Raw genomic sequence first — 15,659 nt, 5'->3', positions numbered from 1 at the left:
AAATTGCAGCTTTCATTGCCGATTTGTAAGTCCAATGCAGAACGGCGGCGAGGGAACAGGTTTTGACGGACGGCGATGGTATGAAAAAGGCGCGGATCGCGCTGGCGCGGGAGATGTTCGACGTCGCGCTGTCAGCGGTATCTGCGGAAAGATGCCTGCCTTCGCATATGCCATCCCCGCCGAAAGGACGGCGGCTGGTGCTTGCAGTGGGCAAGGCGGGCGCGGCGATGGCGGACGTCGCGCTTCGCCACTCTCCACCGGGGACGCAAACGATCATCCTTACGCCCTACGGCCACGGCCTGCCGCCCGGAACCTTCGCCGCCGACGCCCTCGTGATCGAGGCCGGGCACCCCTTGCCCGACGAGCATGGTCAGCGCGCGGCGCAGATGATCCAGGAAGCCGTGCGAGACCTTGGCGAAGAGGATCAATTGCTGGCGCTGATCTCTGGCGGTGGCTCTGCGTTGTTGGCATTGCCGGTCGAAGGCGTGTCGCTGGATGACAAGCGCCGTGTGACGCGCGAGCTGCTGTTTTGCGGCGCTACCATTTCGCAGATCAATTGCGTGCGCACGCACTTGTCGCAGGTCAAGGGCGGGCGTCTGGCCGCGCTGGCGCATCCTGCGCAGGTGGTCACATTGGCCTTTTCAGACGTGCCGGGCGACGATCCAGCCTTGATCGCTTCAGGTCCCACCGTTGCCGACCGGACGACACTGGCCGACGCGCGCCGCGTGATCGAACGCTATCGCATCACTGTGCCGGACAATGTGATGGCGGTGTTGAGCGACGACCGCCACGCCACGCCGCGTCCGGGGTCGCCCGAACTCGCGCGGACCGATACGCGGATCGTCGCGCGCAACCGTATGGCGCTGGAAGCCGCAGGGGAAGTCGCCATGGCGGCAGGATACAAGCCCGTCTATCTGGGTGACGATCTGGAAGGGGACGCGACCGAACTCGGCATCGTCCACGCTGCGCTCGCCCTGCATCATCAGCGGAAGGGCGGACGATGGGCGCTGCTGTCTGGTGGCGAAACCACCGTGCTGGTCGGCAATCCGTCAGGTAGTGGCGGGCGCAACAGCGAATATATGCTGAGCCTCGCCATGTCGCTGGACGCCGCGCCGGGCATATCGGCGCTGGCGTGCGATACCGATGGCATCGATGGCGTGGGCGGCCATGCGGGGGCCATCGTCGATGAAAGCACTTTGGCGCGGGCTCGTGCCGCGGGCATGTCGGCCAGCGGGATGCTGCGCGAAAATAACAGCTTCGGATTCTTCAGTGCGTTGGAGGATCTGGTGTTTACCGGGCCGACGCGGACCAACGTCAATGATTTTCGCGCTATCCTGATCGACGGGTGAGCCCACATGCGGAACGTCAGTCGGCGGGAGTCCCATGAATTTTCCAGGCCGCGCCGATAGCGAAATGGCTAAGGATCAAGTCGTCCGCCATCAGGGCGTCGCCCGCGCGGACAGCTTCATAGATGCGGCGGTGGTGATCAACCAGATATTCCCGCGCCATCGGGCTGTCCGCAATGCGTTGGCGCCGTTCGACATGGGATCGTTCCAGCAGGTGCGTGATCGTGCCGTAGACGGTAGACAGCGCAGGTGAGTGCGCAGCCGCGACCAACTGCGTATGGAAATTGAGGTCGGCATGACCACCTTTGGCGACATCGCCGATCGTCGCTTCTATATCCTCCAGCGCCTGTTCAAGGTTTTGGCGATCTTCTTCCGTAGCGCGGGCGCAGGCCAGCCGTAGCGCCTGCCGTTCGAGCGCGATCCGCACCTCGACAATATCGTCGATGATTGCCGGTTGCTGCGCCAGAGCGAGCGAGAAAAACTCGCCCAGCACCGATGCATCGGGAACGCGCACGGTGCTGGCGCGGCCGTGGCGTGTTTCCAGCACGCCGATCATCTCCATCGCCCGTACGGCTTCGCGCACGGCCGGGCGGCTGACCCCAAGGCTGAGTGCCAGTTCCCGCTCGCCCGGCAGGCGGTGACCGGTCTGGACGCCGCCATTCACCAGCAGATCGCGCAAATGGGCAAGCACCCGGCGATATCCGGAACTTTCTGGCTCTGAGGCTAGAGTGGCGCACTCCATGGTCATCGTGCGGCTTTATCGCCCGCAAGCGCTGCTGACCAGTGGTTAGTCTGGCTGTCCACATAGTGAAACGGCAACAGGCCCTGCTTGACTTATTACGGCCATCACGTTGCTTGCGCAGGGACAAGGAGACAGATCGATGAAGGCAAAATATCTCTCGTTATCCGTCATGCTCGCGGTGCTGCCCCTGTCTGCGCTTCCGGCGCAGACCTTTACGCGCGGCGAGGCCGTTCCCGCAACGCTGCCGCTGGGGAACAAGCCGGGCAATCCAATTCAGGACATGCCGCCTGGCCAACGGCTGATTTCAGCCTTCGGGGAGCGGCCGGTCTTTTCACCCAAGGGCGACAAGCTGGCTTTCATTGGCAAATCCTACGGTGATGCTTTCGAATATGACATGACAACGGGGCGCACCCGCAACTTGACAGGCCATGCACCGAGCGAAGGTTATTTGCGGGTGCATTATCTTGCTGATGGCAGCTACGCGCTGCTCGGCCCCCGTATATTGGGAAAGACAAGGGAAGAGACGCGCCACGGCCGCATCGAACTATTCTGGATGGACCCGCAGGCGATGCGCGCACCAGTGCCACTGGGCATCACGGTGTTCGAAGGGATAGCGCTCAGCCCACGCAGCAACATGATCGCCTGGAGCCAGGTAAAGCCTGCAGCAGGTGGCAAACCAGCATCGACCACCATTTATACGGGGCGCGTTGCCGTTAACGCGCAATCAGCGAAGTTGGAAGATGTACGGGAAATCGTGACAACGACCGAATGCTTCGTCGAAGCGCAAGACTTCCTGCCGGGCGATAAGGGGCTGGTCATGCCCTGCTATGGTTTTGGCAAGGGGCCGACGGGCGTGGAGACAAAGGTGTTGTCCGTAGATTTCGCGACCAAAAAGATCACCGAATATCCGACGCCGTCCACCCTTTATAGTGAGGTCGAAGGCATCTTCCCGGATGGCAAGCGGACATTGGTGGAATGCGCACAGGAGCGCGCTAAAGGCATGGACCTGTGCGTCCTTGATCTCGATCCAAAAAAGCCGCGCTACACGCGCATGACGAACATCGTGCAATATGGCGGATGGAAATATGGCAATCCGGTCGTGCGGCCCGATGGCCGGATGATCGCCGCGCAAGTGGGATCGGCGGACGTGATCGATGCGGGTGTGGGGCAGGGCATCGTGCTGATGGACCTGGCGCCGGACTTTTGATCGTAGCGGATTGGGGAGGAACTGAGAGTTGCCTCCCCAATCCCGCAATCAAGCAAGCGTCAACTGCACCGCTTCAAACGTATCGACCGGCGGCAGGTCGAACCACAGATGGTCGCTATCGCCATTCCGTCGCTTACCCTTTACCGATTTGCCCGCCACCAGCATCTGCGCCGTGCTGCCCACTGATCCGCGCACGCCCAGCTTCAGGCCGTGGGCGATGACGGGATCGCCATAATGGGTGTTGCGCTGGCCCGAATAGTTGATGACATGCACCAGCATCTTGCCCGTCGCGAGCTGCTGCATCGCCATCATCTCCATCGGTCCCGGCCCTTCCAGCACCAATGGCGGTGGCGGTGCATAGCGGGCGATCAGGCTTTCAAACAGCACCCGATGTGCATCCAGCCCATCGCGATAATAAAGCCAGTCGGGCAGCCAGGGGATGTGCACATGGTGCCCCTTGCCATAGGCCATGACCAGCGCGCCAGAGTCGGCGCGCCCCGCTTCGCCCGGCCGCGCATAGGAAAATTCGGGCGGGCCAAAACGCTGGTCGGGCGCGAAAGGGATCAGGCTCGACGCGCCGCTGCGGGGGATGACTGGGAAGAAGTCCGCATCGATCGGCATGCGGCCGGGTCCCATGGGGATGGCGGCCTTGCTCATGTCGAGCGACCAGCCATGGCCATCGCGCGGCTGACCGAAGCTGCTCACCGGGCTGGACTTCATCGCCGAGACGGAGCGCGGCTTTCCCCCTTGTCCCTGTGCGCCGGTATAGCCGGTCGCGATGAGCAGGCCGCCGGCTTCGACAAAGGCGTCGAGCGCATCGGCATCCTCATCGCTCAAGGTCATGATATGCGGCATGATGATGACGTCATAGGCTTTGTCGCGCGTGGCGTTGCGCACCTGCATTCCGTTAGTCATCCAGAAGGGGAGGCGGGCATCAACCAGCGCCTGATAGGCCCCGCGCTGCGCACCGGTGCCATAGCGCGCCAGCCCGGCGCCGGGTGACTGGAAAATCGATCCCACATTGTAGATCGCGACGCGGGCAGCCGGGGTCAGCCCGGCATAATACTGTTCATTGGCGGCGTGCCAGTGGAAAAGGCGCGAGACGGGAGGCAGAAACCGAGGATCGTCCTGATCGTTGAGCGTTCCCATCAGATAAAGGTCGAGCTTGGCGCCCGTGCCAAGCGCCTGCGCGAAACGCAACATGTGGTTTTCGGTGCTTTCCGTCACCTGCCGCCAAGGATAGTCGATATGCGCAGTGGAGGTTGCGGAAAAGGCTTTGCCCGGCGCAAGCGCCATGAGCGCCCGTGTCTGTTCGCCCATGGCGTACGGCCATTCGGGCGCCTTGCGCGACACCCGGCGCTGCACCTCTCCGCGCGCAACGACGCCGCCGAAAAAATCCATCAAAGGTACATGGGGCCGTGCCGCCTCGATGACTGCGCGTGCCTTTGCGGAAAGCTCTGTCATGACGCGTGTTTGAAACTGCTGATAAGCATCCCAATTGGGATCGGTGCCGTCTTCGGTCTTAGGTAGGTCCAGCTTGTACAGTTCCCGGAATCGTCGCTTGCAATTGTTGCAGACACAGATGCCGTAATCGACGTCGGAATAGTCGGTGCGAACGAAGCCGGTCATGTTGAAGAACATACCGTCCACATCATGACGTTCGACCCCTTCCTTCAATATCTGAAGGCTGTAATCCTGCGCCCAGCCGCCATTGGGGCAGGCCTGGTAGGTCCCGGCATATTCACGCGGACTGCCATCGCGGTTGCGCATGAACCATTCGGGATGTGCGTCATAGGCAGGCTTCATCGCCTTGGACAGGTCAAAGCGGCCGATATAGGCCAGCCCTTCAGCATGGGCGGCGGCGACCATCTCGCCTGCGAAATCGTTTTTCAGATAGGGGTTGCGATAGTGCAGCGGCAGCTCAGTGGGGTAGAAGGCAACGATCCCGCCGATGTTCGACACGATCATGTTCGCACCGAAGGCGCGGGTTTGCCGGGCGATCTCTCGCGGATCTTCCAGGGCGTCGATTTCGCGCAGGTTGGTTTGGACTATGCGATATTCATGCTTCCACCATTCGCGCCGATTAAAGCCGCCGATGTTGAGGGCGGACCAGGCCGGGCCGGGAATGGCGCTCATCATAACTGCCGTCGGCAAGGCGCGTACGAGATCGCGGCGCGAGATCCCGCCGTTCGCTTTCAAGTCCATCCTCCTCATGCTCCTGAATCGACAGATTGGAACGTTCAGTCTGCACCGGCGTGCCTGGATGGACAATGATGCCGCCGACGCCGTTCCGCGATATGGAACGGCAGGCCGCCCGCCACAGTGTCTGTTCCGCATCGCGGAAAGACGGGTATCTCTTGCCTGTCATCCTCCTTAGCGACGGTCGAACGGCTAACAGCGGGGGGCGAGTGGCGATACCACGGAAATTCCGCATGATTTGAAATAGACCGCGATAGGAAATGGGCAGGGATGGCGCCATGATCTGGGCACAAAATTACGACCCTTTCGGCAATGGCTTGCTGTCGGCTCTGGTCGCGGCCGTCCCCGTCGTCGTGCTGTTGGGGGCGATCGGCCTTTTTCATGTGCGGGCGCATATCGCCGCCCTGATGGGGTTGGGGGCGGGCCTTGCAGTCGCGGTGCTGGCATTCGGCATGCCTCCGGGCCTGGCGGTGCGCGCAGCGGGGTTCGGGGCGGCCTATGGGCTGCTGCCGATCGGCTGGATCGTGCTCAACATCATCTTCCTCTACCAGCTGACGGAAACGACCGGGCAGTTCCACATACTGCGCGGCGCGATCACGTCGATCACCGCGGACAGCCGGTTGCAACTGCTGCTGATCGCCTTCTGCTTCGGCGCCTTCTTCGAAGGAGCTGCGGGGTTTGGGACGCCGGTTGCGGTCACGGGCGCGATGCTGATCGGCCTTGGCTTTACCCGGTTGCAGGCCTCGGGCCTGTCGCTGATCGCCAATACTGCGCCGGTCGCCTTTGGCGCACTCGGTACGCCGCTCGTCACGCTGTCTGGCGTGACCGGTCTGCCGCTGCTCGAACTATCGGCGATGGTGGGGCGGCAGATGACGCCGTTCGCCATCATCGTGCCCTTTTGGCTGCTGGTCGCCTATTGCGGGTGGCGGCGGACGATGGAGGTGCTGCCCGCCGTGTTGGTCGCAGGCATCAGTTTCGCGCTGGTGCAGCTTCTCATCTCCAACCTTCATGGCCCTTGGCTGACCTCCATCGGTGCGGCGCTTGCGTCGATCACGGCGCTTATCGCTTTCCTGCGGATATGGCAGCCCGCGCGGATCATGCATGTCAACGAAGCGAAGCTCGCGCCGGGTGACGAGCGGGACGTGGCCGCGACCGTGGACGCCGCCCATGCGCGGCCCCTGCACGATCCCGCTGCCGTTCGGCGTGCCTGGATGCCGTGGATCATCCTGACGGCGTGTGTCTTCCTGTGGGGCCTTCCCTTCATGAAGCAGGGGCTGGACGCCATCTTCGCGCTGCGCCTGCCCTTTGCCGGTCTGGACGGGGTGATCCAGCGCCTGCCCCCTGTCGTCACCGCGCCGGAGTTTGAAAAGGCGGTCTACAATCTCAACCTGTTGTCGGCGACGGGCACGGCGATATTGGTGGCCGCCCTTGCCTCCGCGCTGCTGTTGCGAGTGCCTGCGCGCACGGTCGGTCGCGTCTATCTGCGCACGTGGAAGCTGGTGCTGCCATCGCTGCTCACCATCGCGGCGATGTTGGGGCTTGGCTATCTTACCCGTTATGGCGGCATAGACGCGACCATGGGCCTAGCCTTCGCGGCGACGGGAGTTCTCTATCCTTTCTTCGGCACCATGCTGGGGTGGCTGGGCGTCGCCGTCACCGGATCGGATACGGCATCCAACGTGCTGTTCGGCGGATTGCAGAAGATCACGGCTGAACAGTTGAACCTGTCGCCCGTGCTGATGGCGAGTGCGAACAGCGCGGGCGGGGTCATGGGCAAGATGATCGATGCGCAGAGCATCGTCGTCGCCTCCACCGCGACGCAGTGGTTCGGTCAGGAAGGCCGCATATTGCGCCATGTCTTCGTTCACAGCCTGGTGCTGGGTTCGCTGATTGGCCTGTTCGTGATGTTGCAAGCCTATGTCTATCCCTTCACCCTTCTGGTTCCCTGAGGTGGCGTCTATTATGCAGACGGCCGCCGCCCGCGCTCTGCTGGAAAGCATCTATCTTGAGGCGCTGCAGTCGGTGCGCGGCGAGAGGCTGGTCGCATCGCTTGGCGTTCCAGAGGGTGACCATTGGTACATATGCCACCAGGGCAAAACCATAGACTGGCCACTGGCTTCAGATGGTCGCATCGTCGTGATCGGTGCGGGAAAGGCCGTGGGCTCGCTCGCGAAGGGGCTAGAAACGCTGCTGGGAGAACGGATTTCGGACGGCTGCATCATCGTCAAGCACGGTCATGATGAGCTGCTCACGCGCATCCGGCAGCTTCAGGCGGGGCATCCGATTCCTGACGCGCAGGGGATGGAAGCCACCGCCGAAATGCTACGCACGGTCGAAGGGCTGACCGAGCGTGACAGCGTGATCGTGTTGCTGACCGGCGGCGCGTCCGCGTTGATGGTTGCTCCGGTTGATGGCGTTACGCTAGAGGAGAAGGCGGCGACAACGGAAATGCTGCTGCGTTCGGGAGCATCGATCGAGGAGATCAACGCCGTGCGCAAGCGCCTGTCGCGGGTGAAGGGCGGCGGGCTTCTGGACCATATCGGCCCCGCATCGGTGCTGACCTTGCTGATATCCGACGTGCCGAGCGGCGACCTCTGCATGATCGGATCGGGGCCGACTCTTGCGGGCGGGGAAGGACAGGAGGACCCGGTCGCTATTCTCGCGCGATATGGGCTGCAAGATACTGTGCCCGCATCGATCCGGCGTGCGCTTGCCAAGGGCGTGCATCCCGTACCCCAAACGGTGGGACGGCGCGAGACACTGCTGCTGGCCGACAGCGCCACGCTGGTGGATGCTGTGCATCGCATTGCGGCGCGGGAGGGGGTGGCCGTGCGAGATATGGATACGGCGATGGCGGGCAACACTCATGACGCGGCGCTGGCGATGGCCGCTGCCCTGCGCGTAGTACCGTCGCAGGATCGCCCCATGCTGTTGGTGTCGGCTGGGGAAACCACACTTCAGGTGACGGGCGACGGGCTGGGCGGACGTAACCAGGAATTTGCCCTGGTCGCCGCCATGGCGCTGGCTGGGCAGGACAATGCCGTCCTGCTTGCCGCTGGCACCGATGGCACCGACGGGCCAACCGATGCGGCGGGGGCTTTTGCCGATGGCGCGCTTCACGAGCGTGCGCGGGCGGTGGGGATCGACCCGGCGGAGATGCTGGTGCGCAATGACAGCTACCGATTGTTGGACGCGACGGGTGACCTGTTCCGCACCGGACCCACCGGCACCAATGTCATGGATCTGGTGCTGGGCCTCGCCTTCTGACCGGGCGCGAATTGAAAAGAGAGGAAGAGACATGGTCAAGCTGGCCGCCAATCTGTCGATGATGTTCCAGGACCTGCCCTTTCTCGACCGCTTCGATGCGGCGGCGGAGGCTGGCTTTTCCGGCGTCGAGTTCATGTTTCCCTATGATCATGGCGCGGGAGAGGTAGCTGAACGGGCGCGGCGATGCCGGCTGGAGGTCGTGCTGTTCAACCTGCCCGCTGGCGATTGGGCTGGCGGAGAGCGCGGCATCGCGGCGCTGTCCGATCGCGTGGAGGAGTTTCGCGCGGGCGTCGCTAAAGGGCTGGACTATGCCAATGCGCTGGGCTGCCCACGCCTTCACTTGATGGCAGGGAAGGCGCCCGCGAGCGCGGAATGCCGGGCTGGATTGGTGGACAATATCGCTTACGCAGCGGATCTGGCGGCGGCCGATGGCATCGAGATATTGATCGAGCCGATCAACACGCGCGTCGATATCCCCGGCTATTTCTATGGCACGACCGACGCGGCGCTGTCAGTGATCGACGAGGCGGGTCGCGCAAATGTTCGCCTGCAGTATGACATTTATCATATGCAGATCATGGAAGGGGACCTTGCCCGCACGATTGAGCGGTTGCTGCCTCGCATTGGCCATATGCAGCTGGCCGACAATCCGGGCCGCGCCGAACCCGGCACGGGCGAGATCAATTATCTCTGGCTGCTGAGCCACATCGACGCGCTGGGCTATGGCGGGTGGATCGGATGCGAATACCGCCCTGCGGGTGACACGAAGGCGGGCCTTGGCTGGGCGCGCGATTATCTGAAATCCGGGAGAGCGTGACATGAAGATTGGTTTCATTGGCCTCGGCATCATGGGCCGTCCCATGGCCGGGCATCTACAGGCGGCGGGCCATGCGATCTACAGTTGCGCCAACCGCACGCCGATGCCGAATGAGTTGCGCGAAGGCGGTGCGGTCGCCTGCGCCACGCCTGCGGAGGTGGCGGCGACGGTGGAGTGCCTGATCCTGATGCTGCCCGACACGCCGGACGTCGAACGCGTGCTGTTCGGCGCGGACGGTGCGGCGCAGCGGTTGAAGCCCGGCACGATCGTCATCGACATGAGCTCCATCGACCCGATCGCGACGCGCGACTTTGCGGAGCGGATCGAGACGCTAGGCTGCGCCTATGTCGATGCGCCGGTTTCCGGCGGTGAGGTGGGGGCCAAAAACGCGGCGCTTACCATAATGTGCGGTGGCAAGGCGGATGTGTTCGAAAAGGTCCGGCCGCTATTGGAACTGATGGGCAAGAGTATCACATTGGTGGGCAACGTGGGCGCGGGACAGGTGACCAAGGTCGCCAACCAGATCATCGTCGGGCTGAATATCGAAGCCGTTTCCGAAGCGCTGGTCTTCGCTTCAAAGGCGGGTGCGGACCCGGCGCGGGTGCGCGAAGCGTTGATGGGCGGCTTTGCGGCATCGCGCGTTTTGGAGGTGCATGGCCAGCGGATGATCGACCGAACCTTCGACCCCGGCTTTCGCATCCGGCTCCATCAGAAGGATTTGAATCTGGCGCTCTCAGGTGCGCGTTCACTGGGAGTTGCGCTGCCTGCAACGGCAAATGCGCAGCAACTTTTCAACAGTTGCGTAGCGCACGGCGATGCGGAAAAGGATCACAGCGCGATGGTGACGGCGCTCGAACGAGCTGCTAACCACATGGTGAGTGGTTACTCAATTAACGACGTTTCCGACGCCAACAGCTTTTCTGGAGGATGCTCATGACCAACAATCGTCTCAAAGACCGCCGTATCATCGTGTTCGGCAGCGCGACCGGCATCGGCGCTGCCACTGTGAAGCGCCTGGCCGAGGAGGGCGCGCGGGTCTGCGCGGCCGACATCAACATTAAGGGCGCGACGCAGGTGGCGCAGGAAGCGGGCGGCGAAACCTTTGCGGTCCATGTCGATATTTCCGACGAGGCATCGGTGCAGAAGGCGACAGAGGAGGCGGTGAACCGCTTTGGCGGCCTCGACGGGGCGCATATCAATGCGGCAGACCTGCGCGTTATCATGGAGGATAGCGACGCGCTGGCCATCGACCTTTCCACATTTGACCGCACGATCGCGGTGAACCTGCGCGGCCACCTGCTGTGCACCCGCGCGGTCGTGCCGCACCTCGTTAAGAGCGGTAAGGGCGCGATTGTCTACACCAGCTCCGGCTCGGCGCATGGTGGTGAACCGACGCGGCCCTGCTATGCCATGGCGAAGGCGGGCGTGAATGCGCTGGCGCGCCACGTCGGTGCGCGCTGGGGCAAGGAAGGCATCACCGCCAATGTGCTCGCGCCCGGTTTCACCGTGACCGGCGAGATGAAGGCGGCGATGGAAGCGAACGCCGAGGAAGCCACCAAGTGGGCCGACTATTTCATGGCGCGCACCCCGCACACCCGGCTGGGCCAATCCGAAGACCATGCTGGCGTCGTCGCAATGCTGTTGTCTGAGGATGGCCGCTGGATCAACGGTGCAATCTATGACGTCAATGGCGGATCGATGATGCGCGCTTGACGACACTGATTGTGGCGCTCGCTTCTGCACCGGCGGGCGCCGCAGCGCTTGTTCAAAAGAGCGCGATCACGCGCGCGGGCATGCCGGTGGCGTTTTCCAGCGGCGCGACGCCTGCGAACAGCAACCCGCCCGCAGCAGGTGCGCGGTCGAGATTGGCCAGCCCCTCCAACGCCCAGCGTCCGCTGCGCAGCCATGCCTGATGAACGGGGAAGGCGGGCATCGCCTCACCCGCATCGATCGACATGGTATCGACGCCGATGCCACGCACATCCCGCTTCATCAGAATCTCCATGACAGCAGCATCGAAGCCGGGGCTCTTGCGCCGTTCGGCGGGGGGCAGGCTGCCAAAACTTGAAAAGGCTTTCAGCGGATCCCAGCCCGAGAGCATGGCGACGCAGGAACCGGACGGGATGCGGCCATGGCGGCGTTCCCATGCGATGACATCCCGCGGTTCCACCCGAGCGTCGCGATCGGCTTTCCCCTTGTCCCTTATGTCGATTACGACGAGTGGAACGATCAACTGGCTGACGGGTATGTCGCCGACCGATGCTCCATCAGGCGCGAAATGGCGGGGGGCGTCGAGATGCGTGCCGGTATGTTCGACGATCGATATGCGGTTGAGCGCCATCCCTGCTTTCGTTCCCGATCCTTCCACGGCCTCCATGGTCAGGCGGCCAGGGGTGAAGGCGAAGGCCCGCGTCAGCCTGTGCGTGAGGTCGAGGATGTGCAGTTCGCGTCCGTGCAGGGAAAGACTGGTCTGATCGGGGGTTACGGCAGCAGCATCAGCGCAGGAAGCCGTGCCCAGGGCGAGCGCCCCAAGCGCGCTCAGGGCTAGCATGTCGCGGCGCTCGATCATGGCGGCTTGTTCCTTTTCTTGGTCGAAAGCGACCTGAGTTACATGGGACCATTTCAATTCCGTTCCGGCTGAGCTTGTCGAAGCCTCTTCTTGTTCTTCAAAGAAGTAGAGCCCTTCGACAGGCTCAGTGCGAACGGAGTTTAGGTTTGCAGAAGTGTCCGCTCTTAAATTAAGTCGATCGCGACAACTTCATGGAAGTCGATGTACGGCACATCGACTTCGACCCAACCGTCTGCCGCCCGGTGTGGCACAGCCATTCCGGCGGTCAGCAGCCGGGCCTGCGCAGCGCCTTTGCCTCGTGGCAGTTGCATGCGGACCCGGTAGGGACCGGTCCTGATTGCCTCGCGATAGCTGCCCCGCATTGTCATGGGGTTGTTGAGATTGACCAGATGCGCGGTCATCGATTTATCCTGGCGCCAGCAAGCGATGTCCAGCAGGCCGGGGCCTTCGATCTGTAGCGGATGCGCCTCGTGATGGGTCCAGTCGAGCATTGCGCGTAGCAGTGTCAGGTGATCGCCATGACCAAGCTCTGCAAAGGTGCGATCGATGTCCATGGGCAGATAGGCGACGCGGCCACGGCCGACTTGACGGCAGATCGCCATCGGCAGGTTGGTCTCCGTCTTGTCGGTGAACACCCGCTCCATCGGAAGGTCGGGATAGCTGGGCACCAATGTCAATGCGACGTCTGCTTGATCGCGCGCAGTGACAGGCTGGCGGTAAAGTGGGCCGATGGTGCGGTTAATGTCGCTTAGCCCCGCTATGGCCGGGTGGGCATGACGCAAGGTGAGATAAGCGTTCTTGAGCGGTCCTTCGGCCTTTCCGGCGGCGGAGGAACCAAAAAGGTCCGCAAGGCCGAAGTCCGCCCGCTGCCGTCCGTCCCCATCATAGAGTGAGGTCTGATAGGTGGCGATCACGTTGCCACCCCGCTTCACAAACGCGCGTATCTGATCGCATTGCGCGTCAGACAGCACCGCCGCATTGGCGAGAATGATGGTGCGGAAGCGCGATAGGCTGGTTTCGTCCAGAAAATCCTCGTCGATGAGGTCGAAGGGCACGCGCGATTTAAGCGCAGCCTGGTAAAAACCGCGCGAATGACCCTCCAGCTGCCCACGCTGATTCCAGCCACCCAGATAGGCAGTCGTCCTGGGCGAATGGACGATCGCGACCCGCGCCAGATTGCCGCTGTTGCGCAGATAGGCTTCGTTGGCGTGGTGCCAGCTGTAGATCTGCCGGACCACGTCCATCCAGCGGCGGTCGAGCGGCTTGGCATTGAACTTGGTGATCCAAGGACGCGCGCCCTGAGCGATCGCGCCAGCGGCCCAGATTCGGATTTCGGCCGGGCTTTGCACCGAATCCTTCCAGCGATAGGCCTCTTCCACTCCCACGGAGATGATATGGCCGACCGGTTTGTCCTTCATGAACGCGCGCAGTTCGCGGGTGTAGCGGCCCGCACCCCAGACCTCGGGACCCGTGCCCCAGCCCGAATCGTCGGACGAGCGTGCCTGGCGATCGCAAAAGGCGAGCGGAAGTCGCTTCGACAGGGCGGGGCCGTTCAGATCGACCAGTCCCCGGCGGTCACCGCCGGGGATGAAGAAGGTCTGGGGCCGGTGCTTGCGCGCGGCCGCGTTCCAAAGGTCCATGAGGGCGAAGAGCCGATCTTCAACCCAGGTGGCGTATCGCCGCCCTTCCGGTTTGGAAGGATCGGGATCGGCTGGAATTTCCTGCCCCGATGCGGCGCGGTAGAGCGTCCGGCAGCTTTGGCAATAACAGGTGCCGCTGCCGTTCCAGCGGTTGCCGAAAAAGCCATCCACCGGATAGCGCTGGGCGATTTCCTCGATCACCTTGGGCATCAGCTCGAAATTATAGGGGCCATAGGCGCAGGTCAGGGTCAGATCCGGGGCGCTGCCGTGCCGTTTGATCTGGCCGTCCGGGCCGGTCAGCGCCCATTCGGGATGGGCAGCGGCGGCGGCCGCGTTCATTGCGTGCGGATCGATACGGGCGAGCACGCGCATGCCCAGCTTCTTGCACGCAGCGACCATGTCGCCGAACGGGTCCACGCCCTTGCCGATGCCCTGCGCCATGCCATGATAGGGAATGGCCGTTGGGTAGAAGGCGATGCCTCCCCCAGCGCTCAGGCAGACGCCATCGGCGTGAATCTGCTGGAAATATTCGATCCAGAAGGCCTGATCGTAACGGCCCGGATCATCTTCGGTAAAGGCAAGCTGGAACCAACGCATAGGTTCGCTCGCCCAGTCCGGCGCGCCGCTTTGTCCGATTTTGCGGGCAAAGGCGGGCTCAATACCGGACAGCAGCGCGCCAGCCCCCAACGTCAATGCCGTGCGGCGATCGAGCGGCAAGATGTCGGGCATGGTCCTCTCCTCAGCTTTGCCCGATCCTTAGCCCAAGGCCGTCGATCCACAATCGATCATCCCATGATGTGGGACGGCGATGCCGACCCGATGTTCGCCGGATCCGAATGATGGATAAGGGCCGATCGAAGGCCGACGCAAAGCATATCGACAAAGGCGGGGAAACAGGTCATACCAGTTTCTCTAAGGCTGGCGTTCGCGCGACGACAGCTCAGCAGGCGAGGAACAGGATGTGACCGATAGTCAGCAAGAGCCGGAGAACGGTCTGCTTGGGCGAGTCCAGTCGCTGGTGCGGGCATTCGGCATTCTCGATGAATTGGCCAAGAGCGACCATATGACGCTCAGCGAACTGTCCCGTGTCGTGGGATTGCCGCGATCTACTACCCATCGCCTGCTGACGACCATGGAAGCGTTGCGCTATGTCGCTTTCGACCGGCGGAAAAATGGCTGGTCGATCGGCGTCCAGGCCTTCACCGTGGGTGCGGTGTTCGCCCAGACGCGGGACTTGGGCCAGCTGGGCCACACGATCATGCGGTCACTGATGTCGGAAGTGCAGCATTGCGTGAACATCGCCGTGCCCGAGGGGGCGGGTGTCTGTTATGTCGGCCAAGCCGCGACCAACGGTTTTCGCCAGACTGCGGCGCGACCGGGTGCTGTGCTGCCGCTGCATAGCACGGCGTCGGGCAAGGTGCTGATGGCGCAATGGTCCCGGCCGGAGTTCGACCGCTATCTGGACAGCACGCCGCTCAAGGCCCGTACCGCGCGCAGCATCATCGACGGTGACCGTCTGCGTAGCGAACTGGCGCAGATCAGGGCGCGTGGGTATGCGCTGGACGACGAAGAGCATAGCGATGGCCTTCGCTGTGTCGCTGCTGTGGTCAAGGACCGCTACGGGCTGCCCAAGGGGTCGCTGTCGATTTCGGATCGGTCGTCTCATCTTACCCGCGCCCGGCTGGACGAATTGGGGCCTGCGTTGATCAGCGCGGCGCAGCGGATGAGTGTGGAAATCGCGATGCAGAGTTTCTGATCAGCCTGATCTGTCCAAATCCAGGCTTACCAGACATTTCGGATCACTTCTGCCGCTTCGGTGAACAGTAACGCCGTGGCGCACGCCTGCGCGGCTGCATGATAACGGACGAAGAA

Annotated in this window: 12 protein-coding genes; 8 read left to right on the top strand and 4 right to left on the bottom strand. The window is 62.8% G+C overall.

Annotated elements, in window-relative coordinates; genetic code table 11:
• The first annotated feature begins 80 nt into the window (after window positions 1-80).
• Window positions 81-1,349, top strand: coding sequence for a glycerate kinase type-2 family protein (locus tag ACWNC0_RS02425; protein ID WP_449469351.1), 1,269 nt, complete (start codon window positions 81-83; stop codon window positions 1,347-1,349).
• A 16-nt stretch (window positions 1,350-1,365) separates the two neighbouring features.
• On the opposite strand, the gene ACWNC0_RS02420 is transcribed toward ACWNC0_RS02425, so the two are convergent.
• Window positions 1,366-2,037: a FadR/GntR family transcriptional regulator gene (locus tag ACWNC0_RS02420; protein WP_449469349.1), complete on the bottom strand. Its 672-nt coding sequence runs from the start codon at window positions 2,035-2,037 to the stop codon at window positions 1,366-1,368.
• 190 nt (window positions 2,038-2,227) lie between these two features.
• Here ACWNC0_RS02420 and ACWNC0_RS02415 point away from each other — a divergent pair, with 190 nt between their 5' ends.
• The gene (locus ACWNC0_RS02415) at window positions 2,228-3,295 is read left to right on the top strand and encodes a hypothetical protein (protein WP_449469348.1); all 1,068 of its coding nucleotides are present in this window, start codon (window positions 2,228-2,230) and stop codon (window positions 3,293-3,295) included.
• 48 nt (window positions 3,296-3,343) lie between these two features.
• Here the strand turns inward: ACWNC0_RS02415 and ACWNC0_RS02410 are convergent, their stop codons facing one another.
• Window positions 3,344-5,500, bottom strand: coding sequence for a beta-galactosidase trimerization domain-containing protein (locus tag ACWNC0_RS02410; RefSeq protein WP_449469347.1), 2,157 nt, complete (start codon window positions 5,498-5,500; stop codon window positions 3,344-3,346).
• A 272-nt stretch (window positions 5,501-5,772) separates the two neighbouring features.
• Here ACWNC0_RS02410 and ACWNC0_RS02405 point away from each other — a divergent pair, with 272 nt between their 5' ends.
• The 5 genes from ACWNC0_RS02405 to ACWNC0_RS02385 are packed head-to-tail and all read left to right on the top strand — an operon-like array spanning window position 5,773 to window position 11,291.
• On the top strand, window positions 5,773-7,443 hold the full coding sequence (locus ACWNC0_RS02405; protein WP_449469345.1) for an L-lactate permease: 1,671 nt from the start codon (window positions 5,773-5,775) through the stop codon (window positions 7,441-7,443).
• 13 nt (window positions 7,444-7,456) lie between these two features.
• The gene (locus ACWNC0_RS02400) at window positions 7,457-8,761 is read left to right on the top strand and encodes a glycerate kinase type-2 family protein (protein ID WP_449469344.1); all 1,305 of its coding nucleotides are present in this window, start codon (window positions 7,457-7,459) and stop codon (window positions 8,759-8,761) included.
• 31 nt (window positions 8,762-8,792) lie between these two features.
• Window positions 8,793-9,578 carry a 2-oxo-tetronate isomerase gene (gene otnI, locus ACWNC0_RS02395; RefSeq protein ID WP_449469342.1) on the top strand — a complete coding sequence of 262 codons (786 nt, stop codon included), beginning with the start codon at window positions 8,793-8,795 and terminating at the stop codon, window positions 9,576-9,578.
• Between the two features lies 1 nt (window position 9,579).
• Entirely contained in the window at window positions 9,580-10,515 is a 936-nt protein-coding gene (locus ACWNC0_RS02390) for a 2-hydroxy-3-oxopropionate reductase (protein ID WP_449469341.1), read from the top strand.
• Window positions 10,512-11,291 carry an SDR family NAD(P)-dependent oxidoreductase gene (locus tag ACWNC0_RS02385; RefSeq protein WP_449469340.1) on the top strand — a complete coding sequence of 260 codons (780 nt, stop codon included), beginning with the start codon at window positions 10,512-10,514 and terminating at the stop codon, window positions 11,289-11,291. The genes ACWNC0_RS02390 and ACWNC0_RS02385 overlap by 4 nt, the downstream gene beginning before the upstream one ends.
• Before the next feature lie 52 nt (window positions 11,292-11,343).
• Here ACWNC0_RS02385 and ACWNC0_RS02380 read toward each other — a convergent pair whose 3' ends face one another.
• Window positions 11,344-12,147 carry a cyclase family protein gene (locus ACWNC0_RS02380; RefSeq protein ID WP_449469339.1) on the bottom strand — a complete coding sequence of 268 codons (804 nt, stop codon included), beginning with the start codon at window positions 12,145-12,147 and terminating at the stop codon, window positions 11,344-11,346.
• A 164-nt stretch (window positions 12,148-12,311) separates the two neighbouring features.
• On the bottom strand, window positions 12,312-14,516 hold the full coding sequence (locus ACWNC0_RS02375) for a ThuA domain-containing protein (protein WP_449469338.1): 2,205 nt from the start codon (window positions 14,514-14,516) through the stop codon (window positions 12,312-12,314).
• A 232-nt stretch (window positions 14,517-14,748) separates the two neighbouring features.
• Between ACWNC0_RS02375 and ACWNC0_RS02370 the strand changes: the two genes are divergently transcribed.
• Entirely contained in the window at window positions 14,749-15,543 is a 795-nt protein-coding gene (locus ACWNC0_RS02370; RefSeq protein WP_449469337.1) for an IclR family transcriptional regulator, read from the top strand.
• Window positions 15,544-15,659: the final 116 nt, after the last annotated feature.

The organism is Sphingobium chungangianum (assembly GCF_977014255.1).
Note: the sequence above shows the minus strand (reverse complement) of the source record. Positions and strands in the feature narration are given on the sequence as shown.

Coding starts and splice junctions, on each gene's coding strand:
- ACWNC0_RS02410 (WP_449469347.1), bottom strand. CDS start 5,500: ATGGACTTGAAAGCGAACGGCGGGATCTCGCGCCGCGATCTCGTACGC.
- ACWNC0_RS02390 (WP_449469341.1), top strand. CDS start 9,580: ATGAAGATTGGTTTCATTGGCCTCGGCATCATGGGCCGTCCCATGGCC.
- ACWNC0_RS02400 (WP_449469344.1), top strand. CDS start 7,457: ATGCAGACGGCCGCCGCCCGCGCTCTGCTGGAAAGCATCTATCTTGAG.
- ACWNC0_RS02415 (WP_449469348.1), top strand. CDS start 2,228: ATGAAGGCAAAATATCTCTCGTTATCCGTCATGCTCGCGGTGCTGCCC.
- otnI (WP_449469342.1), top strand. CDS start 8,793: ATGGTCAAGCTGGCCGCCAATCTGTCGATGATGTTCCAGGACCTGCCC.
- ACWNC0_RS02385 (WP_449469340.1), top strand. CDS start 10,512: ATGACCAACAATCGTCTCAAAGACCGCCGTATCATCGTGTTCGGCAGC.
- ACWNC0_RS02380 (WP_449469339.1), bottom strand. CDS start 12,147: ATGATCGAGCGCCGCGACATGCTAGCCCTGAGCGCGCTTGGGGCGCTC.
- ACWNC0_RS02375 (WP_449469338.1), bottom strand. CDS start 14,516: ATGCCCGACATCTTGCCGCTCGATCGCCGCACGGCATTGACGTTGGGG.
- ACWNC0_RS02405 (WP_449469345.1), top strand. CDS start 5,773: ATGATCTGGGCACAAAATTACGACCCTTTCGGCAATGGCTTGCTGTCG.
- ACWNC0_RS02425 (WP_449469351.1), top strand. CDS start 81: ATGAAAAAGGCGCGGATCGCGCTGGCGCGGGAGATGTTCGACGTCGCG.